Annotated in this window: 5 protein-coding genes; 3 read left to right on the forward strand and 2 right to left on the reverse strand. The window is 30.7% G+C overall.

The genetic code is table 11. The features are described from left to right. Positions 1 to 755: 755 nt before the first annotated feature. Together PaeCFBP13512_RS23040 and PaeCFBP13512_RS23045 are read left to right on the forward strand one after the other, a co-directional pair. Entirely contained in the window at positions 756 to 1,550 is a 795-nt protein-coding gene (locus PaeCFBP13512_RS23040) for a ParA family protein (RefSeq protein WP_161594354.1), read from the forward strand. Continuing rightward, positions 1,537 to 1,863 (forward strand): hypothetical protein, encoded by a 327-nt coding sequence (locus tag PaeCFBP13512_RS23045; RefSeq protein WP_137226338.1) that lies wholly within the window; start codon positions 1,537 to 1,539, stop codon positions 1,861 to 1,863. The genes PaeCFBP13512_RS23040 and PaeCFBP13512_RS23045 overlap by 14 nt, the downstream gene beginning before the upstream one ends. A 24-nt stretch (positions 1,864 to 1,887) precedes the next feature. Here PaeCFBP13512_RS23045 and PaeCFBP13512_RS23050 read toward each other — a convergent pair whose 3' ends face one another. Both PaeCFBP13512_RS23050 and PaeCFBP13512_RS23055 read right to left on the reverse strand, forming a co-directional pair. After that, positions 1,888 to 3,369, reverse strand: coding sequence for a cell division protein FtsZ (locus PaeCFBP13512_RS23050; RefSeq protein ID WP_137226340.1), 1,482 nt, complete (start codon positions 3,367 to 3,369; stop codon positions 1,888 to 1,890). A gap of 11 nt (positions 3,370 to 3,380) precedes the next feature. Next, complete coding sequence (locus tag PaeCFBP13512_RS23055) at positions 3,381 to 3,695, reverse strand: hypothetical protein (RefSeq protein WP_137226342.1); 315 nt, start codon at positions 3,693 to 3,695, stop codon at positions 3,381 to 3,383. 912 nt (positions 3,696 to 4,607) lie between these two features. Between PaeCFBP13512_RS23055 and PaeCFBP13512_RS23065 the strand changes: the two genes are divergently transcribed. Then, a complete protein-coding gene (locus PaeCFBP13512_RS23065; protein WP_137226344.1) occupies positions 4,608 to 6,011 on the forward strand; it encodes a replication-relaxation family protein in 1,404 nt (467 codons plus the stop codon). Positions 6,012 to 6,462 lie beyond the last annotated feature (451 nt).

Raw genomic sequence — 6,462 nt, forward strand, 5'->3', positions numbered from 1 at the left:
TACTATACTATCAATTCAGACGGTAACATTATAATTACTCTGTCTAAGGATTAAGTTTTTTCTTTATAATCAACCTAAAATAAAGTGGGATTCTAAAGTAATTTTTAATTAAGTAATTACTAATTATTTTTGAATTAGTAATTACTTATAATTTAAACCTGCTAAAATATGCTGTATAAGATTAATTTAGCTGGATCAATTAGAACTACATTCAATTCTACTGATTAGAAATCTCGGTTAATACTACTTTTTAAGTATGTAATAACTAATTTATTACTAAGTAATAGAAAAGTAATTACTAATTTAAAAATAATTATAAAATAAAGATTAGTAATTAAATTTGCTACTTTGTCTAACTAAACCATATAGATTGTAATAAGTTTTACGTTATTCTCTAATAAAATTATTAAATAATGATCCATTATAGTTATAAAGTAAGTCCAATAATTAATAGCTTTATTATAATTCTTAGCTGATAGAAGTAGAATTAATTAAACAAAAAGTAATATATAATTATAAACTAAGTTTAGATTAATTATTTATCAATTAAACATTTAACACCGCTTATGCTTCAAACATCTACATGAATTTCATTAAAATAGATTAAGTAGATGTGATCATTATCTACTTATAAACTAATTTTTAATTAAGTATTTTACACAGAGAACATACTTATTTATAACTTATTGATTGACATATAGCGCAGTTATCGACAATATAGAAGAAGAATATACTGAACGGAGGCAATGATTTTAATGGGAATAGTTATTTCGGTCGGTGTCCAAAAAGGGGGAGCTGGTAAGACCACCACTACAGCTATAACCACTTATTTACTAGCTGAGATGGGTTATAACGTCCTTGTAATAGATTTTGATGCTCAAGGTAATACTTCAAGGATATTAAGTAAAAAAAGTTTAAGCACATTTACTAATAGAACTGTCATGAATGCAATAATAGAAAAAGATCTAAACAAATTTATTTATAATTTAAATGAGACTGATAATATAAATGAAAAATTTGGACGCTATGATTTGTTACCAGCAGATGATAGTTTAGCTAGTCTAAGCGAAGAGGCAGAGAAACGAAAAATTAATGTTGCTTACTCCTTAAAAGAAATAGTTACATCTATTAAATCCAACTATGATTTTATATTTATTGATCAACCACCTCACTTAGGAGCACATACTGTAGCAGCTTTAATCGCAAGCGATTATTCCATTGTAATGTTACAATCCGAACCTCTTTGTTATTTTGCAATTCCTCGTTATCTAGAATTATTGGAACAAATAAAAGAGAGGCTAAACAAAAATTTAAAACTTGCAGGGATATTAGCTACAATGCTGGATGCTAGAACTTCGATCGACAAACAGATTATTGAGCAAACCAGATTGCAATATGAAGATTGGGTTTTTAACACAGTTATAAAAAGAAAGAATAGAATAAAAGAGTTTTCGCTAAATGGCGTACAACATCGAACAAAAGAAGATAAAGAAGCTTTGCTACCCTATGTAGAATTTGTAGAGGAGTTGATACAACGTGTCAAACAGTAAGAGAGCGTACCCAAATTTAAATTCAGACCCAGATAAAGGTACAGACCAAAAGAGAAGCTTATTAAATTCATATGTTCCAGGAATCGACGATGAAACTTATGAAGAGTTACAAAACAGTGTATCTAGTTTATTAGATACTGAACAGTCAATATATCAACAAAAAACCTTCTTACTAGAGAAAAAGTTATTTGATAGATTAAAAGAAAGATCAGCTGGAAAGAAAAAAGGTTTTGAAACTGAAATTATGAATAAAGCTATAAAAATTTATTTAGATGCTATGGATCGTGAAGAGGAAAAAAGGAACAACTCTTGAGAATAAGAGTTGTTCCTTTTTTGTTTACTTTTTATTTTTTAATTCTTCTCTTTTTTTTGCAAAAGCAGAGGACATAGGTGCTTTAGGTTTCTCAGGAATAGAGGCTTTAACTTCTTGAACTTCAACAGGATTTTCTTCTTTGGCACGACTAAATGCAGAATTACCACCAAACCCCTTAGTAGCGGAACCAAAGCCTTTTTTAGCATTACTTTTTTGGTAAGGATTGAATTTGTTTTTTTGAACATTTTCTATTGCAGCAGAAAGTTCAAGTTCAACTTCTTGTTTTCTTGCTTCTTCTTGTAAAGCTTTTCCTTGATTATATTCTGAATTAAGTTGTTTTATACGTTCCGGCATAATCATCCCCGAAAAAATCGAGTACATTACCATTTCGTCACCGTACCATATAGGATCACCAAACTTGCCTTCAGCAGTATTATTGAATTGTTTGATAGTACTATTGATTTCTAATTCAGTACCAATGTCTTTAAAGAGGGGATCTGAATCTGATCTTAAAATAAAGACTCCATACATACTAGCTGAATCATAGAAGTGATCGCAAGAAAAGTAACCATTAGTGATTGCACCTTTCATTGAATTAGTGATTATTGAAGTATTAATTTTTTTATCATATTTTATAGATGACTTATGGATACTTAAGTAACCACCACCATTTTGAAATAGTTTTGCTAGATCTGAAGGATCATACGTAGTATTGTCACTACCAAAATTAGCTGGAATAATATTGACTTCATGAATGGCACTTAATACTACATGATTACCGGCTTCTTTCCAGTTTATTATATCTGTTTCATAAATATCACCTTTGCGTTTCGTAAAAGTATTAATCATTCGTTTATTATCAGTAAGGATAATACTTCCTAACGGTTTCTCATCGATTTCGCCAGATGAAAATAAGACATCTTGTACTTTACGGAAATTATCAATTTCGTTTATTAAAACAAGCGCATTTGCTTTTTCTGTTAAATCATCAGAAGGAAGGGAGATCAGGAAACTAACAGGGACAGGGAAAAAATCATTTTCAAGAAGGTTAAGAGCAACCGAAACGAAACCAGTACCGAATCCACCACCACCACCAGCTGAAATAATAATGTGATCGACAATCAATTCCTCGTCTTTCATAAACTTACGTGCCATTGCATCTGCTAGTTGTTCACGTAATGCATCTGCACCAGGGTTTACATCTGGATCAAAAGCTTCAACCACAAGAGAAGGAGTACGCGCAGCGCCCTTAAAGCCCTCAAAGTGAATTTGATCATTAGTAGGAATATTCTTTAAATGTTGCATATCACCTTTTGAAAAATTAACTGCGAGAGTAGGATAGCACGGACTGCCATCACTATAAGTATACGAGGCCATAAGATCAGCTTCTTTGTTCCCTTTTTGACCTGCACCAATGAAACCAAATTTTATAGACAGATCATTAATTAAATTGTTTTCTGTCATAAAAGCTAATTCTTTACTATTTGATAAAGCTACATAAGCCATTGAAATTCCTCCTAATGTGTAGTATTAATATACTCTGAAAATCGTATTCCTTCATCAGATAAAGAATAAATATGGATATTTCTCTTTTCTGTATATTGGATAAGTCCTGTAAATTTTAATACATTCACTGCTTCCAAAACTTTGGTGGAAGAGTGTTGGATTTGATTCGGGTTGTCCGGGTTATCTAAAGCAGATAATAAGTTGCGCCTACTAATACCATTTGAATGATTGGTAGTGATACATTCAAAAACATCTAATATACTACCATTCATATTTTTCCAAAAAAAATCGAAATGCTTTTCAGTATACAACTCTTTATCTTCCAAAGTCGGCCCTCCTTTACATATGTATTTGAATTAGATAATAGCAAACAATCACATCAAAAGTGAATTAAAAGGTCTAAGACATTTAACTGGTTTAACATATTAAACTGGTTAAATCGATTTAACGCATTAAACTGGTTAAACTCATTAAACCGATTAAACTCATTAAACCAGTTAAATAGGTTTAACTGGTTTAATTATAACCCATTTATTTATGTATAACAATACAATAATAGTTTCTCAAGAGCCCACCCTTAGAGTAATAACGTAAGCATATTACTGCGTGTTTACTGGGATGAATTGCCTTCTGTTTTAGAGCGGTCGCTACTATAGCGATCATTTCTATAAAGAATATAACGTACATAAGAACAGCTGTATTTAACCGATTTAATAGGTTAAATCGGTTAAACCAGTTAAATAAGTTAAATCGAAAAAATAGATTAAACTGGTTAAATCGATTTGTTCAAAAGTCTTAATTTATAATTTGTAACTCATACTCTGATGATATCTAAATCTCTCTATTTACTGATCCATATCTTATGTACTTGTAATAATTCCAGATTATTATTACTAAAAATCACTCCTCATTTGTGATGATCCATAAACTCAAATTCTTGCCCTTTTACAATTCATAATGAATATGATTTCAACTCATTTTCACACTTGATTTTTAGTGACATGTACGGTGACAAACGCGGTGACATCCTCAGTGACCTTGTCACCGCACATGTCACTGGCTTTGTCACTGCGTTTGTCACTGATTATAAAGAGACTCACAGGCGTTACATCCGTTAGTACCAGAGGCTTTATTATGTTACTCTCATTCTAATAGGCATACTCTTTAATTTAGCCATCGTAAGAGGTTAGTATATTTGTTGAAAATCAAGATTGAGTCATTGAAAAGAGGTCATCAAAATGGAGACATTGAGAAACTACAAAATATCTGAAACAAAAGAACAAATTATTCAGCAACTATTTATATATCGAAGCTTGAATATTTATCAGCTTTACTTCTTTTTAAATCGTTTAGAAATCCCTAGTACTTATCCTCACTATTCATTAGATCAACTGAATAGAGATAAAATTAGAAGTTTGTACAATCAGCTATCTCAATTGAAAAAGTCTGAACTTGTTATAGAGTCTTCTAAACAACCACCAAAGCAATATACGTTATCTGAAGAAGGACTGTCCGTAGCTTTTCAAATGAACAATATCCCTGAAGTAGAAGGGTACCGAAGAACTGGTTGGAATGCCGAGTATGGTTACTTTCCGTACGACTTATACAGACCAGTTAAAGAAAGATTACAAAAACATCATCAACATGCTATTGATTTTAATGTCATGCTTCAATTGATTTGCATTAAGTATGATCTTGAATATGACTATATTGATAATCGATATTCATCTGTAGAATACAATAACGAGGAAAAGGGAAAGAGAATATTTAGACCTGATGGGGAGTTCATTGTTAAAGTTAAAAATAGTAATGAGAAGTTTCACTTTTGGCTAGAGCTGGATATGGGTACTGAAAAATCTCATTTACTATTCGATAAATTTGAAAAGTATAAACAGTATCTCAATTATGTTAGTGAAGGTGTGAGTCATACAGAGCTAAAAGGTTCGATTCCAAAATCCATTTTGTTCGTTACTACTTCTCAAAAGCACATATGGGCTAGATGGCAAAACGTATTCCGAAACTATATGAATTCAATAGATAAGTGGGGAACATATCTTAATCTGTATGTATGTAATATGGAAATGATTGAACATTTAATTTTAGCGCATATTCAATCTGCGAAAGAAACAAACACTAAGTTAAACAATAATCTCAGACCATTGATCCAAGATAAGTCATTCATAGGACAACCAAAGCCTTCTAATGCAGTAAGACAAAATACAGTAATAGCATCTTTTTGTAATCTATACGAAGAAGAAGAAGAGGCTTTACAATGGAAACCCATGTTCACCCTAACTCAATTATCGAATAAAGAAAATCAAGTGTTTTTATATATCAAATTTGATAGGTACGAAACCAATGGAATATCTAAAGTAATCGACTTTTTTGGAAAAATGAAATCGATCCCTTCCATGAAACAAGTTAATGCAAAAGATTTGATTCCCGTATTTTATTATGCTGACGAGAAACCTAAAAGCTTAATTTTCGAAGGCTGCGATCAAATAGAGCAGTTCAAGTCTATTTTCAAATATTATCTTTGGCACAATTACGATACAAATGAGTGGTTTGATATGAATGATCATGAGATTGATTCCAAAATTATTAACCCACTCAACTATTTTAAAGGAAACAATCACAGGTGATATGATACATTAATGTATATATTTCTCCGTCGGTTCGTTTTATATAAAACATATATTACGAAACGAATCAAACATATCATATAAATAGATTATGCTTTAACCTCTACAAAAGAGGAGCCCAAAGAACCCTTACTATAGAAGGGTTCTTTGGGCTCAATCTCAAAATAGAGCTATAAATAGCTTTATCAGTATATGATCAAGAAAAGTAACTTAAACTGCTACTATATTGTTTAGATATTGTTCAGCAGGCAAGTATACCATTTAAAGTAGAAGAATGGAGAGTACTAAAATATTTCCATAGTAGGTTGATCTGCAATAATTGTTTAGTTACTTTCAAGAATGATTAAATTTTATAGTACTTTATAATTAGTTCTTGATCATTTTATAGGAATAAAGTATAAGATATAAGTATAGTTTTATAAATTATAGTAATTAATTCATTTTTATATCT

Origin of the sequence: Paenibacillus sp. CFBP13512 (genome assembly GCF_005233705.1) — a bacterium.
Lineage (GTDB): Bacteria > Bacillota > Bacilli > Paenibacillales > Paenibacillaceae > Saccharibacillus > Saccharibacillus nuruki.